This window comes from Enterobacter cloacae complex sp. 370H10 (assembly GCF_050031535.1).
GTDB lineage: Bacteria > Pseudomonadota > Gammaproteobacteria > Enterobacterales > Enterobacteriaceae > Enterobacter > Enterobacter intestinihominis.
In genome coordinates this window covers 4937715-4959048 of the sequence record NZ_JBLGWG010000001.1, presented here as the reverse complement: position 1 = coordinate 4959048, position 21334 = coordinate 4937715, and the positions used below count along the sequence as shown (strand labels likewise).

Genomic DNA, 21334 nt, shown 5'->3' with positions numbered 1-21334 from the left:
TCCCAAATTAGTCACGATACGGTTCTCAGGCGCGCCGCTTGGTGGCAGAGTCCATCCAGACTGCCAGCAAAAGAATGGCCCCTTTGACGATATACTGCCAAAACGTCGGCACGTCCATCATACTCATCCCGTTATCCAGCGAAGCCATAATAAATGCGCCCATCACCGCCCCCGCCACGCTGCCAATGCCTCCGGCGAGGCTGGTCCCGCCAATCACGCAGGCGGCGATGGCGTCCAGCTCGGCAATATTACCGGCAGACGGGGAACCCGCACCCAGTCGCGAGCTGAGGATCAGCCCCGCGATGGCTACCATCAGGCCGTTGATGGCAAAGACGGCGAGTTTGGTGCGCTCGACGTTGATACCAGATAAACGCGCGGCTTCAAGATTGCCGCCGATAGCATAAATACGGCGACCGAATGCGGTACGTGTGGCCATAAACATCCCACCTAACAGCAACAGCGCCAGCAGCAGAACGGGCGTTGGGACACCGCGATAATCGTTTAGCAGCCAGATGGCCCCCAGCACAATCACCGCAGTAAGCGCCTGACGGCCGACAACCGAGGTTGAGGCAGGCGAGGCCAGCCCCAGCGCCTGGCGACGCATGCGTCCTCGCCATTGCCACGCGACAAACGCCATCAGCCCAACCACACCGATCGTAAAACCGACGCCATCAGAGAGGTAGCTTTGGCCAATCTGGGACATCGAGGCGCTGGTCGGGGATACGGTAGTGCCGTTGGTGATCCCAATCAGAATACCGCGGAAGGCCAGCATCCCTGCTAAGGTGACAATAAACGACGGGACTTTACGGTAGGCCACCCACCAGCCGTTCCACGCACCCAGCAGCAGACCCAGTACCAGCGTGACCGCAATCGTCAGCGGCAACGGCCAGCCGAGCCAGACGTCAAAAATTGCCGCCACGCCGCCGAGCAGACCCATCATCGACCCTACCGACAGGTCAATTTCCGCTGAGATAATCACAAAGACCATCCCCACCGCCAGGATCCCGGTGATGGCGGTCTGACGCAGCAGGTTAGAGACGTTACGTGCGCTCAAATAGGAGCCATCGGTCATCCAGGTAAAGAACAACATGATGACGATAATGGCGGCAATCATTACAAAAACTTGCAGATTCAGCGATTTAAGTCCTGCGAACGCACCGGGCGTCGGAACAGCGACTTTGATATCAGACGGGTTGCTTTTCGACATGGCGTTCGCTCCTTAAGGCAGCTTCCATCACCTGCTCTTGCGTCAGGTTCTGGTTGTTCAGGTTGGCTTTGAGTTTCCCTTCATGCATGACCAGCACGCGGTCGCTCAGCCCCAGCACTTCAGGCAATTCGGACGAGATAACAATGACGGCAATCCCTTGCTGCACAAGCTGGTTGATCAGCTTGTAGATTTCATACTTCGCGCCGATATCGATCCCGCGCGTGGGTTCGTCCAGAATTAAAATGCGCGGATTAAGCAACAGGCAGCGCGCCAGAATCGCTTTCTGCTGGTTGCCGCCGCTCAGGCGACCTATCGCCAGTTCCGGCGAGGAGGTTTTCACCTTGAGCCTGGCAAGTGACTGAAGAATACACTGCTGTTCTGCGGCATCATCCAGGCTGCTCAGCGCGCCGGAAAACTGGCTGAGCGCCGCCAGCGTGATATTTTTTCCCACCGCCATGACAGGCACGATGCCGTCTTTTTTGCGGTCTTCGGGCACCATAGCAATGCCTTTGGCAATGGCCTGCTGGCAGTTGTCGATTTTTACCGGCTGACCGTCGATATAAATTTTGCCTTCCCAGCGCCCCGGCCAGACGCCAAACAGACACTGCACGGCCTCGGTTCTTCCGGCACCCACTAAACCCGCAATACCGAGAATTTCGCCGCGGTGCAGCGAGAAGGAGAGGTTATCCACGCGCTTGATGTGGCGGTTAACGGGATGCCACGCCGTCAGGTTTTCCACGCGCAGGAGTTCTTCGCCTATGGTGTGTGGTTCGTTGGGATACAGTGCGGTGAGTTCGCGACCCACCATCATGGTGATGATGTCATCTTCGCTCATGCCTTCTGCTTCACGCGTGCCAATGTGCTGCCCGTCGCGGATGACGCAGATGGTGTCGGAAATAGCTTTCACCTCATTGAGCTTGTGCGAAATATAGATGCAGGCGATACCGTGGTTTTGCAGGTCGCGGATGATATTGAGCAGAACGGCGGTTTCCTGTTCGGTGAGCGAGGCGGTTGGCTCGTCGAGGATCAGCAGGCGTACCTGTTTATTTAGCGCCTTGGCGATCTCCACCAGCTGCTGCTGGCCCAAACCTAAGTCGCCCACGCGCGTATCCGGTGAGATAGCGAGACTCACCTGGGCCAGCAGTTTTTCGCAGCGCAGCGTCATGGTGTCGTAATCCAGTACGCCGTGGCGCGAGAGTTCGGCCCCAAGAAAGATATTTTCCAGCACGGTAAGGTGCTTCACCAGCGCCAGCTCCTGGTGAATGATAGCGATGCCTTTGCGTTCGGTATCACGAATGTGCGTGGCCTGAAGCACCTCACCGGCAAAGACGATTTCGCCCTCGTAGCTGCCGTGCGGATAGATCCCGCACAGCACCTTCATCAGCGTGGATTTCCCCGAGCCGTTTTCGCCGCACAGCGACATCACTTCGCCGGGGTTCAGCCGCAGGCTTACGTTGTCGACCGCTTTCACCGCCCCGAAGGCTTTGGTGATGCTTTTCATTTCAAGTAAATAAGACATAACTGCTCCGCATAGCCCGACAGATGAACAGGGCAGGTCGATGCGCCCCCGCCGGGCAGGGGCTGCGCTGGATTACAGTTCACTCTTCTTATGGAAACCGTCTTTCACCACCGTGGCGTCAATATTCTCTTTGTTGACTTCGATAGGGGTAAGCAGGCGAGCTGGCACGTCTTTCAGGCCGTTATTTAACGTCGCGTCTGCTTTAGGTTGCTGGCCATTTCCCAGCTCAACGGCAATTTCGGCGGCCGTATTGGCAAGCTCGGTAATGGGCTTATAGACCGTCATAGTCTGGGTACCCGCGATAATGCGTTTTACACCCGCAAGGTCGGCGTCCTGTCCGGAAATAGCGACTTTCCCGGCCAGACCCTGCGCGCTCAGCGCCTGAATGGCGCCCCCCGCAGTGGCGTCGTTAGAGGCCACCACTGCATCGATTTTGTTGTTATTTGCGGTCAACGCGTTTTCCATAATTTTCAGCGCGTTTTCCGGTAACCAGCCGTCAGCCCACTGATCGCCGACGACTTTAATTTTGCCCTCGTCGATATACGGCTTCAGCACTTTCATTTGTCCCTGACGGAACAGTTTGGCGTTGTTATCCACAGGCGAGCCGCCCATCAGGAAATAATTCCCTTGAGGCACTTTTGCGATCAGGCTTTTAGCCTGTAATTCACCCACCTTTTCATTGTCGAACGAAATATAATAATCAATATCCGCATTATTAATCATGCGGTCATAAGCCAGGACTTTTATGCCTTCCTGTTTTGCTTCTTTCACCACGTTGCTTAATACCTGGCCGTTATACGGGATAATGACCAGCACATCGACGCCACGGTTGATCATATTCTCAATTTGCGACATTTGCGTCTCTTCGTTGCCGTTAGCGGACTGAACGAACACCTCCGCGCCGAGAGATTCCGCTTTTTTAACAAAGATATCGCGATCTTTTTGCCAGCGCTCCAGGCGTAAGTCATCAATCGCCATGCCGATTTTGACCTCTTTGGCGTGGCCGGCAAAGCTTGCAAGCAGGAGAGTAGTGCAGAGCGTTAGGGTCAGGTTCTTTATCTTCATAATTATTAGGCCTTTTTGTAGGGGTATGTGTAGCTGAGATAAAAGAAACATTCACTGCTGAGACGCAGCAAATTTTTAACGTGGAAAGGCCTGCTGGCAATTACAGATTTTTATCTTCTCATTACGATATTTGGTTTATTTCTGAATTTATGACCGCGATCGGATTTTAAAAAGCGTAACCTATTAATTACATTTGATTCTGGAATGCGCGCCGAAAAATAGTTTGTCTGCACATTATTTTGCGAGCCAGCGCACAATTGCGCATTCTCTCAATAGCAGTGTGAAATAACGTAATTGAGCAACCTCCAATGTCTATTCACTATTACTCCAGAAGCAAGACCACGCCGCATACCCTGATTATGGAGCTCAATATGCAAGCTTATTTCGACCAACTCGATCGCGTTCGTTTCGAAGGCACGAAAACGACCAATCCTTTAGCATTTCGTCACTACAACCCGGATGAGCTGGTGCTGGGTAAGCGCATGGAAGATCACTTGCGCTTTGCCGCCTGCTACTGGCACACCTTCTGCTGGAACGGTGCCGATATGTTCGGCGTGGGCTCTTTTGACCGTCCATGGCAACAGCCGGGCGAGGCCATTGAGCTGGCGAAGCGTAAAGCCGACGTCGCGTTCGAGTTCTTCCATAAGCTGAACGTACCGTACTACTGTTTCCACGATGTGGACGTGTCGCCGGAAGGGGCGTCGCTGAAAGAGTATCTGAACAATTTTGCGCAGATGGTCGACGTGCTGGCTGAAAAACAGCAGCAAAGCGGCGTGAAGCTGCTCTGGGGTACGGCTAACTGCTTTACCAACCCTCGCTATGGCGCGGGCGCGGCAACCAACCCGGACCCGGAAGTCTTCAGCTGGGCGGCAACCCAGGTCGTGACTGCGATGAACGCCACGCATCAGCTGGGTGGCGAGAACTACGTTCTCTGGGGCGGTCGTGAAGGCTATGAAACGCTGCTGAATACTGACCTGCGTCAGGAGCGTGAGCAGATTGGCCGCTTTATGCAGATGGTAGTGGACCACAAGCACAAAATCGGCTTCCGCGGTACGCTGCTGATTGAGCCAAAACCACAGGAGCCAACCAAGCATCAGTACGACTACGATGTCGCCACCGTGTATGGCTTCCTGAAGCAGTTTGGTCTGGAAAAAGAGATCAAAGTGAACATTGAGGCTAACCACGCCACGCTGGCGGGCCACTCGTTCCATCACGAAATCGCCTCTGCGATTGCGCTGGGCATCTTCGGATCGGTGGATGCGAACCGCGGCGATCCGCAGCTGGGCTGGGATACCGACCAGTTCCCGAACAGCGTCGAAGAAAATGCGCTGGTGATGTACGAAATCATCAAAGCGGGCGGTTTCACCACCGGCGGCCTGAACTTCGACGCCAAAGTGCGTCGCCAGAGCACCGACAAATACGATCTGTTCTACGGGCATATTGGCGCGATGGACACCATGGCGCTGGCGCTGAAGGTGGCGGCCCGTATGATTGAAGACGGTGAGCTGGATAAGCGCGTGGCGAAGCGCTACAGCGGCTGGAACAGTGAGCTGGGCCAGCAAATTTTGAAAGGTCAGTTATCGCTTGCGGAGATCGCGAAGTACGCTGAACAGCATCAGTTGGCACCGCAGCATCAGAGCGGCCATCAGGAACTGCTGGAAAACCTGGTCAATCACTACCTGTTCGATAAATAACAGCATTCATGCCCGGTAAGCGCAGCGCCACCGGGCATTTCTGTCAAAGGAGTCACCACATGTATATCGGGATCGATCTTGGCACGTCGGGGGTGAAAGCCATCCTGTTAAGCGAGCAGGGCGATGTGTTAGCCACGCAGACTGAAAAGTTGCAGGTTTCACGCCCGCAGCCACTTTGGTCGGAACAAGATCCGGAGCAGTGGTGGCAGGCGACGGACCGCGCGATGAAAGCCTTAGGTGAGCAGCACAGCCTGCGCGACGTAAAAGCGCTGGGCATTGCCGGGCAAATGCATGGCGCCACGCTGCTGGATAGCCAGCATCGCGTTCTGCGCCCGGCTATTCTCTGGAACGATGGCCGCTGTGCGGAAGAGTGCGCGATCCTTGAGGAGCGTGTGCCTGCGTCCCGCGAGATTACGGGCAACCTGATGATGCCCGGTTTTACCGCGCCAAAACTCCTGTGGGTGCAGCGCCATGAGCCTGAGATTTTTCGTCAGGTGGCGAAGGTTCTGTTGCCGAAAGACTACCTGCGTTTTCGCATGACGGGGGATTTTGCCAGCGACATGTCTGACGCCGCGGGCACGATGTGGCTCGACGTGGCGAAACGGGACTGGAGCGAAGCGATGCTGGATGCCTGCCAGCTGACGCGCGATCATATGCCTGCGCTGTTTGAAGGCAGTGATATCACGGGCGCTTTGCAGCCTTCTGTTGCTGAACGCTGGAATATGCCAGCCGTACCTGTCGTTGCCGGCGGTGGCGATAATGCGGCGGGTGCGGTCGGCGTGGGGATGGTGGAGACAGGACAGGCCATGCTCTCGCTCGGCACTTCCGGCGTCTATTTTGCCGTCAGTGACGGCTATCGTAGTAACCCTGAAAGCGCCGTACACAGCTTCTGCCACGCGTTGCCGGGTAAATGGCATTTGATGTCGGTGATGCTGAGCGCGGCTTCCTGCCTCGACTGGGCGGCAAAGCTGACCGGAATGGCGGACGTCCCGGCGCTTATCGCAGCGGCACAGCAGGCGGATGATACTGCCGGTGCGGTCTGGTTTTTACCGTACCTTTCCGGCGAGCGGACGCCGCATAACAACCCGGAAGCGAAAGGGGTCTTCTTCGGCCTTACCCATCAGCACGGCCCGGCAGAGCTGGCACGCGCGGTGCTTGAAGGGGTCGGCTATGCGCTGGCGGACGGCATGGATGTCGTGCATGACTGTGGCCTGACGCCATCCAGCATTACGTTAATTGGCGGCGGGGCACGAAGCAGCTACTGGCGGCAAATGCTTTCTGATATCAGCGGGTTGCAGCTGGACTATCGTACTGGGGGAGATGTTGGTCCGGCGCTCGGTGCGGCACGGCTGGCGCAAATTGCGCTGAACCGGGATAAACCACTGCCCCAGCTTTTGCCCCAGCTGCCGCTTGAACAGCAGCATCGTCCTGATGCGAAAAATCATGCTCGCTACGCTGAAAGACGAGACGTTTTCCGCAAAATCTATCAGCAGCTTTTACCGCTAATGTCATAAACAGGAGCCGGGTGGCGCTAACGTTTACCCGGCCTGCCAGCCTTCAACCGGGTTAGCTCACAAACCTGCGTGTATCGATGCGTTGCAGCAGCATTGAGAGCAGCAGGCTGACAACCAGCGTAACGGTAAATATCCAGACAATATCCAGCACCGGCCAGCTTTTAAGCTCAACGCCGCGGGTGCGCAGGGCGTGGATCACCAGCGCGTGAAAACCGTAAATGCCCAGCGAGTGGCGAGAGATAAACCCCAGCACCGGAAGCGGGCGGGCATTCAGGGTGTTTTTAACCAGGGTCAGCAGCGAAACCGCGCAGATAAAGACCATCGGCCCGCAGTAGAGATACCAGGTATCGGCAAAGTTTCCGCGCCATTGCAGCTCGTGCAGCGTCCCTCGAGAGATAATAAACACACCGGCGATAAATGCTGCCGCGCAAAGCCAGTTTATTCCTCGCTTTTGCGTCTCCATCATGCCGATGGCGCGCCCCAGCATGCCGTACAGCACGTAATAAAACGTATCGCCGTTGATATAGAGGTTAACGGGCAGCCATTCAAAGCCATCAATTTTCTGTGAGACGGTATTCGGGTTTGCCACGATCCCGATTATTACCATCAAGGCCAGCAGCATTTTACCGCTAACGTTTTTTACCTGAATTAACGGCGAAACCAGATAGATAACCATTATCGCGAAGAAAAACCACAGATGATAGAACACCGGTTTTTGCAACAAATTGAGCAGGGAACGTTCAGCGTTAATTGAAGTGAACAGGATGATATAGAGCAGCGAAATGGCGCTGTAAAACAGCAAACAGGAGACAATACGGATGAAATGTCTCGGCTGCGCGCTGCGCTCGCCAAAAAAGAGAAAACCGGAAATCATAAAGAACAGCGGGACGCTCACGCGTGAGGCTGAGTTCAGAATATTGGCGACATCCCAGTTAACAGGGCTGATACTGTGCGCGTTCGTGACATACCAGGTCGTAGTGTGGATCATCACCACCATCAGACAGGCTATTCCCCGCAGGTTATCAATCCAGTTAATTTTTGACTGCATCAGTTCCTCTGTATTCCTGATAAAGAAAGTGTGACTGCGATTGCGTAAAACTTTTCCCTTGGAAAATTCTGAGTTTAGCCAGGCTGTCTTGTCGGGAGCTGGCGAGATTCGCAGAATGTTGAACATTAATCTATAAACGTGTTGCTACTAAAAATAACAGCCACTGACCAGGGCGGTAATAAAAATGATGATGAAGCGTGGGGCGTCACTCTTTCTGCTGCTTTTATTAGCAGGGTGCAGTGCTTCTCAGGAGGCTCCAGTCCAAAAAGCGCAGCAGGGGAAAATGAGCCCGGAGCGTTCCCTGAATATGGAACAGCTGTGCAGGGATCAGGCGGCTCACCGCTATAATTCCGAAGCACAGAAAATTCATATTAACGGCTTCGAGCGCTTTCAGGGCAGCTATGAACTGAAAGGCTATACGGCGCGTAAAGAGGGCTTTGTCTGCTCTTTTGATGCAGACGGCCAGTTTTTACATCTCTCAATGCGCTAAATTGCTCGTATAAGCAGCAACCAGAGCCTTCGCAGGTTCTGGCTGTAGGGCTTATTCCCCAATTTTCCCTAAACAACCCCGTTTCGTACTGTATATCTTGCAGCCAGCGGGTATACTGATCCCTTCCATTTAAAACCACACGTATCCAGCACGAAATACTATGCAAAAGTTTGATACCAAGACCTTCCAGGGCCTGATCCTGACCTTACAGGATTACTGGGCTCGTCAGGGCTGCACCATTGTTCAACCTTTGGACATGGAAGTTGGCGCAGGCACCTCACACCCGATGACCAGCCTGCGCGCGTTAGGGCCAGAGCCAATGGCGACCGCCTATGTTCAGCCATCCCGTCGTCCGACCGATGGCCGTTACGGCGAAAACCCGAACCGTTTGCAGCACTACTATCAGTTCCAGGTGGTGATTAAGCCATCACCCGACAACATTCAGGAACTGTACCTCGGGTCACTGAAAGAGCTGGGTATGGATCCGACCATTCACGACATTCGTTTCGTGGAAGATAACTGGGAAAACCCAACGCTGGGTGCCTGGGGTCTGGGTTGGGAAGTGTGGCTGAACGGCATGGAAGTGACCCAGTTCACCTACTTCCAGCAGGTTGGCGGTCTGGAATGTAAACCGATCACCGGCGAAATCACCTATGGTCTGGAACGTCTGGCCATGTACATTCAGGGCGTAGACAGCGTTTACGACCTGGTCTGGAGCGACGGCCCGCTGGGTAAAACCACCTACGGCGACGTGTTCCATCAGAACGAAGTGGAGCAATCCACCTATAACTTCGAATACGCGGACGTGGACTTCCTGTTCACCTGCTTCGAGCAGTACGAGAAAGAAGCCCAGCAGCTGCTGGCGCTGGAGACTCCGCTGCCGCTGCCTGCCTACGAGCGTATTCTGAAGGCTGCCCACAGCTTCAACCTGCTGGATGCCCGCAAAGCGATCTCCGTGACTGAACGTCAGCGCTACATTCTGCGTATTCGTACCCTGACCAAAGCCGTTGCTGAAGCTTACTACGCGTCCCGTGAAGCCCTTGGCTTCCCGATGTGCAACCGAAACAAATAAGAGGCGGCCATGTCTGAGAAAACTTTCCTGGTGGAAATCGGCACTGAAGAGCTGCCACCAAAAGCCCTGCGCAGCCTGGCTGAATCTTTCGCTGCGAACGTCACTGCTGAGCTGGATAACGCTGGCCTGGCGCACGGTAAAATTGAGTGGTTTGCTGCGCCGCGTCGTCTGGCGCTGAAAGTGGCAAATCTGGCGGCGTCTCAGCCGGATCGCGAAGTTGAAAAACGTGGCCCGGCCATTGCCCAGGCGTTCGACGCGGAAGGCAAGCCGAGCAAAGCGGCTGAAGGCTGGGCTCGCGGCTGCGGTATCACCGTCGATCAGGCCGAACGTCTGACCACCGACAAAGGTGAATGGCTGCTGTATCGTGCCCATGTGAAAGGCGAAAGCGCGGAAGCGCTGCTGCCAGATATGATTGCGACCTCGCTGGCTAAGCTGCCGATTCCTAAGCTGATGCGCTGGGGCGCGTCTGACGTACACTTTGTGCGTCCGGTTCACACCGTGACCCTGCTGCTGGGCGATACCGTTATTCCGGCGACCATTCTGGGCGTGGCGTCCGATCGCGTGATCCGCGGCCATCGCTTTATGGGCGAGCCGGAGTTCACCATCGACAATGCTGATCAGTACCCGCAGATCCTGCTGGAGCGCGGTAAGGTCATTGCTGACTACAAACAGCGTAAAGCCAAAATCAAAGCTGACGCCGAAGAAGCGGCGCGCAAAATTGGCGGTAATGCCGATCTGAGCGATAGCCTGCTGGAAGAAGTGACCTCTCTGGTCGAATGGCCGGTTGTGCTGACCGCGAAATTCGAAGAGAAATTCCTGGCCGTTCCGGCTGAAGCGCTGGTGTACACCATGAAGGGTGACCAAAAGTACTTCCCGGTTTACGCCAACGACGGCCAGCTGCTGCCAAACTTCATCTTCGTCGCGAACATCGAATCGAAAGATCCGAGCCAGATTATCTCCGGTAACGAGAAAGTGGTGCGTCCACGTCTGGCGGACGCCGAGTTCTTCTTCAACACCGACCGTAAAAAACGTCTGGAAGATAACCTGCCGCGTCTGCAAACCGTACTCTTCCAGCAGCAGCTGGGTACGCTGCGCGACAAGACTGACCGTATCGCGGAGCTGTCCGGCTGGATTGCCCGTGAAATTGGCGCCGACGTTAACCACGCTACCCGCGCGGGCCTGCTCTCCAAGTGCGACCTGATGACCAACATGGTGTTCGAATTTACCGACACCCAGGGCGTGATGGGCATGCACTACGCGCGTCATGACGGCGAAGCGGAAGACGTGGCTGTGGCCCTGAACGAGCAGTATCAGCCGCGCTTTGCCGGTGACGATCTGCCGTCTAACCCGGTTGCCTGCGCCGTGGCGATTGCCGATAAGATGGACACCCTGGCGGGTATCTTCGGTATCGGTCAGCATCCGAAAGGCGACAAAGACCCGTTTGCGCTGCGTCGTGCTGCGCTGGGCGTGCTGCGCATCATCGTAGAGAAGAACCTCAATCTCGATCTGCAAACGCTGACCGAAGAAGCGGTCCGTCTGTACGGCGATAAGCTGACCAACGCGAAGGTTGTGGATGATGTTATCGACTTTATGCTCGGTCGTTTCCGCGCGTGGTATCAGGACGAAGGTTACTCCGTTGATACCATTCAGGCGGTGCTGGCGCGTCGTCCGACCCGTCCGGCAGATTTCGATGCGCGTATGAAGGCGGTATCCCACTTCCGTACGCTGGAAGCGGCGTCTGCGCTGGCCGCGGCCAACAAGCGTGTATCCAACATCCTCGCGAAATCCGACGAGACGCTGAACGAACGCGTAAACGCTGCAACCCTGAAAGAGCCGGAAGAGATTTCTCTGGCGATGCAGGTTGTGGTGCTACGCGACAAGCTGGAGCCGTATTTCGCGGAAGGTCGCTACCAGGAAGCACTGGTGGAGCTGGCGGAGCTACGTGACGTCATCGATGCCTTCTTCGAGAAGGTGATGGTGAATGTGGAAGATAAAGAGCTGCGTATTAACCGTCTCTCGATGCTTGAGAAACTGCGTGAGCTGTTCCTGCGCGTGGCGGATATTTCGCTGCTGCAATAATGTAAAAAACCCGCCCCTGACAGGCGGGAAGAACGGCAACTAAACTGTCTCTCTTCGCCAATGGCGCCATAACTGCGTTGGCTGCGCTCGTTCACCCGAATCACTTACTAATGTAAGCTCATCGGGATTCGCTCGCTTGCCGCCTTGTTCTGACGTCATTGGCTTTAAGATACTTTTCCTTATTTACATTTACACTCTCTCAAACACCGTCGCGATCCCCTGACCCAACCCGATACACATCGTCGCCAGTCCGAACTGGGCATCTTTGCGTTCCATCAGGTTGATCAGCGTGGTGCTGATACGCGCCCCGGAGCAGCCCAGCGGGTGACCGAGGGCTATCGCGCCGCCATTGAGGTTAATTTTCTCGTCGATCTGATCCATCAGCCCCAGATCTTTAATGCACGGCAGGATCTGCGCGGCGAACGCTTCGTTCATCTCAAAGAGGTCGATATCACTTGCGCTCAGCCCCGCTTTTTTCAGCGCCAGTTTTGACGCCGGGACCGGACCGTAACCCATGATGGAAGGATCGCAGCCCACGACTGCCATCGAACGCACGCGGGCGCGTGGCGTCAGGCCTAATTCGCGGGCGCGGCTTTCGCTCATCACTAACATGGCGGCGGCACCGTCGGACAGGGCAGACGAGGTGCCCGCCGTTACCGTGCCGGTGACCGGATCAAACGCCGGACGCAGGGTAGAAAGCGCTTCAACAGTGGTTTCAGGACGGATAACTTCGTCGTAGCTGAACTGCTTCAGTACGCCGTCTGCGTCGTGACCGCCGGTTGGGATGATCTCATTCTTAAAGGCACCAGACTGCGTGGCGGCCCAGGCGCGGGCATGCGAGCGCGCGGCAAAGGCATCCTGCATTTCACGGCTGATGCCGTGCAGACGGGAGAGCATCTCGGCGGTCAGGCCCATCATACCGGCGGCTTTCGCCACGTTACGGCTCATGCCCGGATGGAAATCGACCCCGTGGCTCATCGGCACGTGGCCCATGTGCTCCACGCCGCCCACCAGACAGGCCTGCGCATCGCCGGTCATGATCATCCGTGCCGCGTCGTGCAGCGCCTGCATCGACGAACCGCAAAGACGGTTGACGGTGACCGCCGGAACCGAATGCGGGATCTCCGCCAGCAGAGACGCGTTACGGGCGATGTTGAAACCCTGCTCCAGCGTCTGCTGGACGCAGCCCCAGTAAATATCGTCCAGCGCAGCAGGGTCCAGCGCCGGGTTACGCGCCAGCAGGCTACGCATCAGGTGCGCCGAGAGATCTTCCGCACGCACGTTACGGAATGCACCGCCTTTTGAACGGCCCATCGGGGTGCGAATTGCATCAACAATGACAACCTTTTCCATTGTGACTCCTTAAGCCGTTTTCAGCGTGCCAGCCGGACGGGCTGGCTCAACTGCTGGATAGTAGGGTTCGTTATGGCGCGCTTTGTTACGCAGACCTTCCGGCACCTCATAAAGCGGACCGAGGTGCTGATATTGCTGAGCCATATCGAGATAGCGAGCGCTGCCGAGCGTATCCAGCCAACGGAACGCGCCGCCGTGGAACGGAGGGAAGCCGAGGCCGTACACCAGCGCCATATCCGCTTCTGCCGGGCTGGCGATAATGCCTTCTTCGAGGCAACGCACTACTTCGTTGATCATCGGGATCATCATCCGGGCGATGATCTCATCGTCAGTGAAGTCGCGTTTTGGCTGACTGACGTCGGCCAGCAGGCCATCCACCGCCGGATCTTCTTCTTTCTTCGGTTTGCCTTTGCTGTCTTCTTTATAGCGCCAGAAGCCCAGACCGTTTTTCTGCCCAAAGCGGTTGGCGTCGAACAGGGCGTCAATGGCGTCGCGATAATCTTTCTGCATGCGCTGCGGGAAGCCCGCCGCCATCACCGCCTGCGCGTGATGGGCAGTGTCGATGCCGACAACGTCCAGCAGGTACGCCGGGCCCATCGGCCAGCCGAACTGTTTTTCCATCACTTTGTCGATTTTGCGGAAGTCTGCGCCGTCGCGCAGCAGCTGGCTGAAACCGGCGAAGTACGGGAACAGCACGCGGTTAACGAAGAAGCCCGGGCAGTCGTTAACGACGATTGGCGTTTTGCCCATCTTGCTCGCCCACGCCACCACTTTGGCGATGGTTTCGTCGGAGGTTTTTTCCCCACGGATCACTTCGACCAGCGGCATGCGATGTACCGGGTTAAAGAAGTGCATCCCGCAGAAGTTTTCCGGACGCTTCAGTACGCTCGCCAGTTCGCTGATAGGAATGGTGGAGGTGTTAGAGGCCAGCACGGTTTCCGGACGTACCTTGTCTTCGGTTTCGGCCAGCACCGCTTTTTTCACTTTCGGGTTCTCGACGACCGCTTCAACCACCACGTCCACACGGTCGAAACCGCTGTATTCCAGTACTGGCTGGATGGTGGAGATCACGCCTGCAAGCTTCAGACCGTCAATTTTGCCGCGCTCAAGCTGTTTATTCAGCAGCTTGGCCGCTTCGGTCATGCCCAGCGTCAGGGATTTCTCGTTGATGTCTTTCATCACTACCGGCACGCCTTTCCAGGCAGACTGGTAGGCGATGCCGCCACCCATAATGCCCGCGCCGAGTACCGCCGCGTGTTTTGGCGTTTCAACGTTTTTGGTGAGTTGTTTGGCTTTGCCCTTCACAAACTGATCGTTAAGGAAGATACCAACCAGCGCGCGGGCTTCGTTGGTGTGCGCCAGCGGGACAAAGCTCTGGTTTTCCAGCTTCAGGGCTTCATCACGGCCCAGACGGGCTGCCGCTTCAATGGTTTTCACCGCCGTGATCGGCGCCGGGTAGTGTTTACCCGCCGTCTGCATCACCATGCCCTTGGCGATGGTGAAGCTCATGGTGGCTTCAATTTTGCTGAGCTTCAACGGCTCCAGCTTTGGCTGACGTTTGGCTTTCCAGTCGAGATCGCCGTTAATCGCCTGACGCAGTATGGCGACAGCGCCTTCAATCAGTTTTTCAGGCTTAACCACGCCGTCCACCAGACCGATTTTCTGCGCCTGTTCCGCGCCGACATCTTTACCTGCGGCAATGATTTCCAGCGCGCTGTCGGCACCCAACATGCGCGGCATACGCACCGAGCCACCAAAGCCCGGCATAATGCCCAGTTTGGTTTCCGGCAGGCCGATGCGCAGGTCTGGGGTCGCCAGACGGTAATCAGTGGCTAACACGCATTCGCAGCCGCCGCCCAGCGCGTAACCGTTAACGGCAGAAAGGGTCGGGACAGGCAGATCTTCCAGACGATTAAAGACGCTGTTCGCAAAGTGCAGCCACTGGCTCAGCTGTTCTTCGGGCACCAGGAACAGCGACAGGAATTCGGTGATATCCGCGCCAACGATAAAGGCCGCTTTGTTGGAGCGCAGCAGCAGCCCTTTTAAATCTGATTGCTTTTCAAGTACATCCAGCGCCTGGCCAAGACTGGCCACCGTCGCGGTATCAAGCTTGTTCACTGAGCCGGGGGCATCGAACACCAGTTCGGCAATGCCATCTTCCAGCCAGTCTACGTACAGGGTGTCGCCTTTGTAGAGCATGTCGGTCTCCTGAATCCAGCAATTGGATCTGGTCATACCAGATGAAACGGAGTGTGGAATTTATGTTAATAAAATGCAAATTAGTCATTAAGAAATTGCTGCGCTGATCACGGTCGGTGGAAATCACGCAGCCGGAGTGAGGTGTGCTAAGATGCGATGACTTGAGGTCAAAAAAACGAAAGGAAGAATGATGGACTCACTGGCTTCGCTTTATAAAAATCATATCGTTACCCTACAGGAACGTACCCGCGATGTACTGGCCCGCTTCAAGCTGGATGCCCTGCTGATCCACTCCGGCGAGCTGATGAATACTTTTCTTGATGACCACGCTTATCCCTTCAAGGTTAACCCGCAGTTTAAAGCCTGGGTGCCTGTCACGCAGGTTCCAAATTGCTGGCTGCTGGTGGATGGCGTGAACAAGCCGAAACTGTGGTTCTACCTGCCGGTCGATTACTGGCACAACGTGGAGCCGCTGCCGACCTCATTCTGGACCGAAGAAATTGACGTGATTGCGCTGCCAAAAGCAGACGGCATTGGCAGCCAGTTGCCAGCGGCGCGTGGGAACATCGGCTACATTGGTCCGGTTCCTGAGCGTGCGCTGGGTCTGGATATTCCGGCAGATAAACTCAACCCGAAAGGCGTGCTGGATTATCTGCACTACTATCGCGCCTACAAGACCGACTACGAACTTTACTGCATGCGTGAAGCGCAAAAAACGGCGGTGAATGGCCACCGTGCGGCGCACGAAGCGTTCCAGTCCGGTATGAGCGAGTTCGATATCAATCAGGCCTACCTGACGGCGACCGGCCACCGCGATACCGACGTGCCTTACAGCAACATCGTGGCGCTGAATGAACATGCCTCGGTTCTGCACTACACCAAACTGGATCATCAGGTTCCGGCTGAGATGCGCAGCTTCCTGTTGGACGCGGGGGCTGAGTACAATGGCTATGCGGCAGACCTGACCCGTACCTGGGCGGCGAATGCGGATACTGATTTTGCGCAATTGATCAAAGACGTGAACGACGAACAGCTGGCGCTGATTGGCACCATGAAGGCCGGAACCAGCTACGTGGATTATCACATCCAGTTCCATCAGCGCATCGCTAAACTGCTGCGTAAGCATCAGATTGTCAAAGACATGAGCGAAGAGGCGATGGTTGAGAACGATTTGACCGGGCCATTTATGCCGCACGGTATCGGCCACCCGCTGGGTTTACAGGTTCATGACGTCGCGGGCTTTATGCAGGATGATACCGGTACGCACCTGGCGGCACCGTCTAAATATCCTTATCTGCGCTGCACCCGCGTTCTGGCGCCGCGTATGGTATTGACCATCGAGCCGGGTATCTACTTTATTGAATCCCTGCTGGCGCCGTGGCGCGAAGGGCAGTTCAGCAAGCACTTCAACTGGGAGAAAATTGAAGCGCTGAAGCCGTTTGGCGGCATTCGTATCGAGGATAATGTGGTTATTCACGAGAACAGCATTGAGAACATGACGCGAGATCTGAAGCTGGCCTGATGGAAAGCTGGCTGATACCGGCCGAGCCGGTCACCTTTGTTGAGGAAATCAAGAAAAGCCGCTTTATCACGCTGTTGGCGCATACTGACGGCGTGGAGGCGGCGAAGGCGTTCGTCGAGTCCGTCCGCGCGCAGCACCCCGATGCCCGCCATCACTGTGTGGCGTGGGTCGCAGGGCCGCCAGACGACTCACAGCAGCTCGGGTTTTCTGACGACGGTGAACCGGCGGGTACGGCCGGAAAACCGATGCTATCCCAGTTGATGGGCAGCGGCGTGGGTGAAATCACCGCCGTCGTGGTCCGCTACTACGGGGGCATTTTGTTAGGCACCGGAGGGCTGGTTAAAGCCTACGGAGGGGGTGTCCAGCAGGCGCTTAATCTGCTGATAACAACCCGCAAAACGCCACTTACGGAATATACTTTGTTATGCGATTACGCCCAGCTATCGGGTATCGAAGCACTGCTTAAACAGTTTAACGGCGTCATCGCACACAGTGATTATCAGGCAATGGTGAAATTACGCGTGGCGCTTCCTCAGGCGGAACTGGCTGCTTTTTCAGCAAAACTCGCTGATTTTAGTCGCGGTTCATTGCAATTACTGCCGATTGAAGAATAATCCCCACCTCACAATTTTGAATACCTAAGGAAGCGGCAGAGATGCATTTTCGTGCCATTACCCGAATCGTTGGATTGCTGGTCATACTTTTCTCCGGGACAATGATCATTCCCGGACTGGTGGCGCTCATCTACCGGGACGGCGCGGGGCGTGCATTTACGCAAACCTTTTTTGTCGCGCTGACGATTGGCTCCCTGCTGTGGTGGCCAAACCGCCGTGAGAAAGGTGAACTGAAATCCCGGGAGGGTTTTCTGATCGTGGTCCTGTTCTGGACGGTACTGGGAAGCGTGGGTGCGCTGCCGTTTATCTTCTCTGAACAACCGAATCTCACCGTCACGGATGCGTTTTTTGAATCGTTCTCCGGATTAACGACCACCGGGGCCACCACGCTTGTGGGGCTGGATTCACTCCCGCATGCAATTCTCTTTTACCGGCAGATGCTCCAGTGGTTCGGCGGTATGGGGATCATCGTGCTGGCGGTGGCTATCCTGCCGATTCTGGGCGTCGGGGGGATGCAGCTTTACCGGGCTGAAATGCCTGGCCCGTTGAAAGATAACAAGATGCGCCCGCGTATTGCGGAGACGGCGAAAACCCTTTGGCTTATTTATGTCCTGCTGACGGTGGCCTGCGCGCTGGCGCTGTGGTTTGCCGGGATGCCTGCGTTTGATGCCATCGGGCACAGCTTTGCCACTATCGCTATCGGCGGGTTCTCCACCCACGATGCCAGCGTTGGGTACTTCGACAGCCCGACGATCAATACCATCATTGCCATCTTTTTGCTGATCTCAGGCTGTAACTACGGTCTACACTTCTCGTTGCTTAGCGGCCGGAGCCTGAAGGTGTACTGGCGCGACCCGGAATTCCGGATGTTTATTGGCGTCCAGTTGACCCTGGTGATCATCTGTACCCTGGTACTATGGTTCCACGATGTCTATAACTCGGCGGTCACGACCCTGAACCAGGCCTTCTTCCAGGTGGTATCGATGGCGACAACCGCCGGTTTCACCACGGACAGTATTGCGCGTTGGCCGCTGTTCCTGCCGGTGCTGCTGTTGTGCTCTGCGTTTATCGGCGGCTGTGCCGGGTCGACGGGCGGTGGCCTGAAGGTGATCCGTATTCTGCTGCTGTTCAAGCAGGGGAACCGTGAACTTAAACGTCTCGTCCACCCGAATGCGGTTTACAGCATCAAGCTGGGCAATCGTGCACTGCCGGAGCGTATCCTCGAAGCGGTGTGGGGATTCTTCTCCGCTTATGCGCTGGTCTTTATTGTCAGTATGCTGGCGATTATCGCCACGGGCGTGGATGATTTCTCTGCCTTCGCCTCTGTGGTGGCAACGTTAAACAACCTGGGGCCGGGGCTGGGTGTCGTGGCGGATAATTTCGCCAGTATGAACCCGGTGGCAAAGTGGATCTTAATCGCCAATATGCTGTTTGGTCGTCTTGAGGTCTTTACGCTGCTGGTGCTGTTTACCCCAACATTCTGGCGTGAGTAAGGAGACATTGGTGAAAACGTTAATTCTATTCTCAACGCGTGATGGGCAAACGCGTGAGATTGCTTCATATCTGGCTTCTGAACTCAAAGAGCTGGGCATTTATTCTGATGTGGTGAACCTGAATCGCACTGAACAGATTGCCTGGCAGGATTACGACCGTGTGGTCATTGGCGCTTCAATTCGTTACGGTCATTTCCATCCGGCGCTGGATCGCTTTGTGAAAAAGCATACGGCGGAGCTCGCTAAGCTGCCCGGCGCGTTTTACTCGGTCAACCTGGTTGCCCGTAAAGCAGAGAAGCGTACACCGCAGACTAACAGCTATACGCGCAAGTTTTTGCTGAGCTCGCCATGGCAGCCCGATATCTGTTCTGTCTTTGCGGGCGCGCTGCGTTACCCGCGTTACCGCTGGTATGACCGCTTTATGATCCGCCTGATCATGAAGATGACGGGCGGGGAAACGGATACGCGTAAAGAAGTGGTTTATACCGACTGGGATCAAGTGGCCAGTTTTGCCCGTGAAATTGCACGTTTAACGGACGATTCGCGGGTTAAATAAGCGTTGAGTTTGAAAAGTGAGCGAACGAAAAGTTTTTTGTATTTAGTGCTTGTCACTTCAGAAGAACTCCCTATAATGCGCCTCCACTGACACGGAACAACGGCACGCAAGCCGCCGGGTCAGCAGAGAAAAGCAAAATAAACGCTTGACTCTGAAGCGGGGAAGCGTAATATGCACACCCCGCGCCGCAGCGAAAACGTAGCGGCACTGCTCTTTAACAATTTATCAGACAATCTGTGTGGGCACTCAAAGTGACATGGATTCTTAACGTCCTCGGACGAAAAATGAATACCAAGTCTCTGAGTGAACACGTAATTCATTACGAAGTTTAATTCACGAGCATCAAACTTAAATTGAAGAGTTTGATCATGGCTCAGATTGAACGCTGGCGGCAGGCCTAACACATGCAAGTCGAACGGTAACAGGAAGCAGCTTGCTGCTTCGCTGACGAGTGGCGGACGGGTGAGTAATGTCTGGGAAACTGCCTGATGGAGGGGGATAACTACTGGAAACGGTAGCTAATACCGCATAACGTCGCAAGACCAAAGAGGGGGACCTTCGGGCCTCTTGCCATCGGATGTGCCCAGATGGGATTAGCTAGTAGGTGGGGTAACGGCTCACCTAGGCGACGATCCCTAGCTGGTCTGAGAGGATGACCAGCCACACTGGAACTGAGACACGGTCCAGACTCCTACGGGAGGCAGCAGTGGGGAATATTGCACAATGGGCGCAAGCCTGATGCAGCCATGCCGCGTGTATGAAGAAGGCCTTCGGGTTGTAAAGTACTTTCAGCGGGGAGGAAGGCGACAGGGTTAATAACCCTGTCGATTGACGTTACCCGCAGAAGAAGCACCGGCTAACTCCGTGCCAGCAGCCGCGGTAATACGGAGGGTGCAAGCGTTAATCGGAATTACTGGGCGTAAAGCGCACGCAGGCGGTCTGTCAAGTCGGATGTGAAATCCCCGGGCTCAACCTGGGAACTGCATTCGAAACTGGCAGGCTAGAGTCTTGTAGAGGGGGGTAGAATTCCAGGTGTAGCGGTGAAATGCGTAGAGATCTGGAGGAATACCGGTGGCGAAGGCGGCCCCCTGGACAAAGACTGACGCTCAGGTGCGAAAGCGTGGGGAGCAAACAGGATTAGATACCCTGGTAGTCCACGCCGTAAACGATGTCGACTTGGAGGTTGTGCCCTTGAGGCGTGGCTTCCGGAGCTAACGCGTTAAGTCGACCGCCTGGGGAGTACGGCCGCAAGGTTAAAACTCAAATGAATTGACGGGGGCCCGCACAAGCGGTGGAGCATGTGGTTTAATTCGATGCAACGCGAAGAACCTTACCTACTCTTGACATCCAGAGAACTTTCCAGAGATGGATTGGTGCCTTCGGGAACTCTGAGACAGGTGCTGCATGGCTGTCGTCAGCTCGTGTTGTGAAATGTTGGGTTAAGTCCCGCAACGAGCGCAACCCTTATCCTTTGTTGCCAGCGGTTAGGCCGGGAACTCAAAGGAGACTGCCAGTGATAAACTGGAGGAAGGTGGGGATGACGTCAAGTCATCATGGCCCTTACGAGTAGGGCTACACACGTGCTACAATGGCGCATACAAAGAGAAGCGACCTCGCGAGAGCAAGCGGACCTCATAAAGTGCGTCGTAGTCCGGATTGGAGTCTGCAACTCGACTCCATGAAGTCGGAATCGCTAGTAATCGTGGATCAGAATGCCACGGTGAATACGTTCCCGGGCCTTGTACACACCGCCCGTCACACCATGGGAGTGGGTTGCAAAAGAAGTAGGTAGCTTAACCTTCGGGAGGGCGCTTACCACTTTGTGATTCATGACTGGGGTGAAGTCGTAACAAGGTAACCGTAGGGGAACCTGCGGTTGGATCACCTCCTTACCTTAAAGAACCTGCCT

15 protein-coding genes and 1 rRNA gene are annotated in these 21334 nt (G+C 55.5%); 10 read left to right on the top strand and 6 right to left on the bottom strand.

Annotated elements, in window-relative coordinates:
* Nucleotides 1–25: 25 nt before the first annotated feature.
* The 3 genes from xylH to xylF form a co-directional block, all read right to left on the bottom strand.
* Nucleotides 26–1207, bottom strand: a complete 1182-nt coding sequence (gene xylH / locus ACQG2Q_RS24450; protein WP_003860151.1) for a xylose ABC transporter permease XylH — start codon at nucleotides 1205–1207, stop codon at nucleotides 26–28.
* Nucleotides 1185–2726, bottom strand: a complete 1542-nt coding sequence (locus ACQG2Q_RS24445; protein ID WP_015572746.1) for a xylose ABC transporter ATP-binding protein — start codon at nucleotides 2724–2726, stop codon at nucleotides 1185–1187. Before ACQG2Q_RS24445 ends, xylH begins: the two co-directional genes overlap by 23 nt.
* A gap of 72 nt (nucleotides 2727–2798) precedes the next feature.
* Nucleotides 2799–3791, bottom strand: a complete 993-nt coding sequence (gene xylF, locus ACQG2Q_RS24440; protein ID WP_022649746.1) for a D-xylose ABC transporter substrate-binding protein — start codon at nucleotides 3789–3791, stop codon at nucleotides 2799–2801.
* Nucleotides 3792–4162: 371 nt separating this feature from the next.
* Between xylF and xylA the strand changes: the two genes are divergently transcribed.
* Nucleotides 4163–5485: a xylose isomerase gene (xylA, locus tag ACQG2Q_RS24435; protein WP_026080557.1), complete on the top strand. Its 1323-nt coding sequence runs from the start codon at nucleotides 4163–4165 to the stop codon at nucleotides 5483–5485.
* A gap of 59 nt (nucleotides 5486–5544) precedes the next feature.
* Entirely contained in the window at nucleotides 5545–6999 is a 1455-nt protein-coding gene (gene xylB / locus ACQG2Q_RS24430) for a xylulokinase (RefSeq protein ID WP_022649744.1), read from the top strand.
* A 52-nt stretch (nucleotides 7000–7051) separates the two neighbouring features.
* Here the strand turns inward: xylB and ACQG2Q_RS24425 are convergent, their stop codons facing one another.
* Nucleotides 7052–8047 (bottom strand): acyltransferase, encoded by a 996-nt coding sequence (locus ACQG2Q_RS24425; protein ID WP_023298849.1) that lies wholly within the window; start codon nucleotides 8045–8047, stop codon nucleotides 7052–7054.
* A gap of 184 nt (nucleotides 8048–8231) precedes the next feature.
* On the opposite strand from ACQG2Q_RS24425, the gene ACQG2Q_RS24420 reads away from it, so the two are divergent.
* From ACQG2Q_RS24420 to glyS, 3 genes are all read left to right on the top strand, one after another.
* A complete protein-coding gene (locus ACQG2Q_RS24420; RefSeq protein WP_022649742.1) occupies nucleotides 8232–8537 on the top strand; it encodes a YsaB family lipoprotein in 306 nt (101 codons plus the stop codon).
* A gap of 160 nt (nucleotides 8538–8697) precedes the next feature.
* The gene (glyQ, locus tag ACQG2Q_RS24415; RefSeq protein ID WP_003860141.1) at nucleotides 8698–9609 is read left to right on the top strand and encodes a glycine--tRNA ligase subunit alpha; all 912 of its coding nucleotides are present in this window, start codon (nucleotides 8698–8700) and stop codon (nucleotides 9607–9609) included.
* Nucleotides 9610–9618: 9 nt separating this feature from the next.
* On the top strand, nucleotides 9619–11688 hold the full coding sequence (glyS, locus tag ACQG2Q_RS24410; RefSeq protein ID WP_063850295.1) for a glycine--tRNA ligase subunit beta: 2070 nt from the start codon (nucleotides 9619–9621) through the stop codon (nucleotides 11686–11688).
* Between the two features lie 189 nt (nucleotides 11689–11877).
* Here glyS and fadA read toward each other — a convergent pair whose 3' ends face one another.
* Together fadA and fadB are read right to left on the bottom strand one after the other, a co-directional pair.
* Nucleotides 11878–13041 carry an acetyl-CoA C-acyltransferase FadA gene (gene fadA, locus ACQG2Q_RS24405; protein ID WP_000416981.1) on the bottom strand — a complete coding sequence of 388 codons (1164 nt, stop codon included), beginning with the start codon at nucleotides 13039–13041 and terminating at the stop codon, nucleotides 11878–11880.
* 9 nt (nucleotides 13042–13050) lie between these two features.
* The gene (fadB, locus tag ACQG2Q_RS24400) at nucleotides 13051–15240 is read right to left on the bottom strand and encodes a fatty acid oxidation complex subunit alpha FadB (protein ID WP_046620364.1); all 2190 of its coding nucleotides are present in this window, start codon (nucleotides 15238–15240) and stop codon (nucleotides 13051–13053) included.
* 190 nt (nucleotides 15241–15430) lie between these two features.
* On the opposite strand from fadB, the gene pepQ reads away from it, so the two are divergent.
* The 5 genes from pepQ to ACQG2Q_RS24375 all read left to right on the top strand — a co-directional run bounded on the left by pepQ (nucleotide 15431) and on the right by ACQG2Q_RS24375 (nucleotide 21317).
* Nucleotides 15431–16762 (top strand): Xaa-Pro dipeptidase, encoded by a 1332-nt coding sequence (pepQ, locus tag ACQG2Q_RS24395; RefSeq protein WP_022649738.1) that lies wholly within the window; start codon nucleotides 15431–15433, stop codon nucleotides 16760–16762.
* Nucleotides 16762–17376 carry an IMPACT family protein gene (locus tag ACQG2Q_RS24390; RefSeq protein ID WP_063850297.1) on the top strand — a complete coding sequence of 205 codons (615 nt, stop codon included), beginning with the start codon at nucleotides 16762–16764 and terminating at the stop codon, nucleotides 17374–17376. Before pepQ ends, ACQG2Q_RS24390 begins: the two co-directional genes overlap by 1 nt.
* Nucleotides 17377–17417: 41 nt before the next feature.
* The gene (trkH, locus tag ACQG2Q_RS24385; RefSeq protein ID WP_022649737.1) at nucleotides 17418–18869 is read left to right on the top strand and encodes a Trk system potassium transporter TrkH; all 1452 of its coding nucleotides are present in this window, start codon (nucleotides 17418–17420) and stop codon (nucleotides 18867–18869) included.
* A 10-nt stretch (nucleotides 18870–18879) separates the two neighbouring features.
* Entirely contained in the window at nucleotides 18880–19425 is a 546-nt protein-coding gene (gene hemG, locus ACQG2Q_RS24380; protein WP_022649736.1) for a menaquinone-dependent protoporphyrinogen IX dehydrogenase, read from the top strand.
* Between the two features lie 350 nt (nucleotides 19426–19775).
* Nucleotides 19776–21317: ribosomal RNA gene (locus ACQG2Q_RS24375) — 16S ribosomal RNA — on the top strand.
* Nucleotides 21318–21334: the final 17 nt, after the last annotated feature.

Coding starts and splice junctions, on each gene's coding strand:
- xylH (WP_003860151.1), bottom strand. CDS start 1,207: ATGTCGAAAAGCAACCCGTCTGATATCAAAGTCGCTGTTCCGACGCCC.
- glyS (WP_063850295.1), top strand. CDS start 9,619: ATGTCTGAGAAAACTTTCCTGGTGGAAATCGGCACTGAAGAGCTGCCA.
- xylB (WP_022649744.1), top strand. CDS start 5,545: ATGTATATCGGGATCGATCTTGGCACGTCGGGGGTGAAAGCCATCCTG.
- xylA (WP_026080557.1), top strand. CDS start 4,163: ATGCAAGCTTATTTCGACCAACTCGATCGCGTTCGTTTCGAAGGCACG.
- ACQG2Q_RS24390 (WP_063850297.1), top strand. CDS start 16,762: ATGGAAAGCTGGCTGATACCGGCCGAGCCGGTCACCTTTGTTGAGGAA.
- trkH (WP_022649737.1), top strand. CDS start 17,418: ATGCATTTTCGTGCCATTACCCGAATCGTTGGATTGCTGGTCATACTT.
- ACQG2Q_RS24420 (WP_022649742.1), top strand. CDS start 8,232: ATGATGATGAAGCGTGGGGCGTCACTCTTTCTGCTGCTTTTATTAGCA.
- fadB (WP_046620364.1), bottom strand. CDS start 15,240: ATGCTCTACAAAGGCGACACCCTGTACGTAGACTGGCTGGAAGATGGC.
- xylF (WP_022649746.1), bottom strand. CDS start 3,791: ATGAAGATAAAGAACCTGACCCTAACGCTCTGCACTACTCTCCTGCTT.
- pepQ (WP_022649738.1), top strand. CDS start 15,431: ATGGACTCACTGGCTTCGCTTTATAAAAATCATATCGTTACCCTACAG.
- ACQG2Q_RS24425 (WP_023298849.1), bottom strand. CDS start 8,047: ATGCAGTCAAAAATTAACTGGATTGATAACCTGCGGGGAATAGCCTGT.
- fadA (WP_000416981.1), bottom strand. CDS start 13,041: ATGGAAAAGGTTGTCATTGTTGATGCAATTCGCACCCCGATGGGCCGT.
- glyQ (WP_003860141.1), top strand. CDS start 8,698: ATGCAAAAGTTTGATACCAAGACCTTCCAGGGCCTGATCCTGACCTTA.
- ACQG2Q_RS24445 (WP_015572746.1), bottom strand. CDS start 2,726: ATGTCTTATTTACTTGAAATGAAAAGCATCACCAAAGCCTTCGGGGCG.